The sequence below is a fragment of the Allobosea sp. genome, assembly GCF_017308015.1.
Lineage (GTDB): Bacteria > Pseudomonadota > Alphaproteobacteria > Rhizobiales > Beijerinckiaceae > Allobosea.
Genome location: NZ_JAFKFW010000001.1, coordinates 1 through 1,248, shown reverse-complemented (window position 1 = coordinate 1,248; position 1,248 = coordinate 1). Strand labels below are relative to the sequence as shown.

Below are 1,248 nucleotides of genomic sequence, written 5' to 3'. Positions count from 1 at the left end.
CGATCAGCGTCACCTCCATCGAGATGTTGTCGCCCGGCATCACCATCTCCGTGCCCTCGGGCAGCGAGACCACGCCGGTCACGTCCGTCGTGCGGAAGTAGAACTGCGGGCGGTAGTTGGTGAAGAACGGCGTGTGGCGGCCGCCCTCTTCCTTGGTCAGGATGTAGGCCTCGGCCTTGAACTTCGTGTGCGGCTTCACCGAGCCCGGCTTGCACAGCACCTGGCCGCGCTCCACGTCCTCGCGCTTCGTGCCGCGCAGCAGCGCGCCGATGTTGTCGCCAGCCTGGCCCTGGTCCAGCAGCTTGCGGAACATCTCGACGCCGGTCACCGTCGTCTTCTGCGTGTCCTTCAGGCCGACGATCTCGATTTCCTCGCCGACCTTCACGATGCCGCGCTCGACGCGGCCCGTCACCACCGTGCCGCGGCCCGAGATCGAGAACACGTCCTCGACCGGCATCAGGAACGGCTGGTCGACCGGACGCTCCGGCTGCGGGATGTAGTCGTCGACCGTCTTCATCAGCGCGATCACCGCGTCATGGCCGATCTCCGGCGTGACGTTGTCCAGCGCGGCCTTGGCCGAGCCCTTGGTGATCGGGATGTCGTCGCCGGGGAAGTCGTACTTCGAGAGGAGCTCGCGGATCTCCATCTCGACGAGCTCCAGCAGCTCGGCGTCGTCGACCAGGTCGACCTTGTTCATGAATACCACCAGCGCGGGAACGCCGACCTGGCGTGCCAGCAGGATGTGCTCGCGGGTCTGCGGCATCGGGCCGTCGGCCGCCGACACCACCAGGATCGCGCCGTCCATCTGCGCCTCGCCCGTGATCATGTTCTTCACATAGTCGGCGTGGCCGGGGCAGTCGACGTGGGCGTAGTGACGGTTCGGCGTCTCGTACTCGACGTGCGCCGTCGAGATCGTGATGCCGCGCGCCTTCTCCTCAGGCGCCTTGTCGATCTGGTCATACGCCGTGAACGACGCGCCGCCCGACTCAGCCAGAACCTTCGTGATCGCAGCCGTCAATGACGTCTTGCCATGGTCAACGTGACCAATCGTTCCAATGTTGCAGTGCGGCTTCGTCCGCGAAAACTTCTCTTTGGCCATCGTAGCCTCCGTTCAATCTCTCATTGTTCATTCGAAGGTTCCGGTCAGGCGTACTTGGCCTGGACCTCGGCGGCGACTGCCGACGGAACCTGCTCGTAATGGTCGAACTGCATCGTGTAGTTCGCGCGGCCCTGCGAGAACGAGCGCAG

1 protein-coding gene is annotated in these 1,248 nt (G+C 64.7%); it reads right to left on the bottom strand.

The window, feature by feature from the left end; genetic code table 11:
• Nucleotides 1-1,099 (bottom strand): elongation factor Tu (gene tuf / locus J0I42_RS00005; protein WP_291651529.1); only part of this gene is annotated, 1,099 nt, incomplete at its 3' end.
• Between the last annotated feature and the right edge of the window lie 149 nt (nucleotides 1,100-1,248).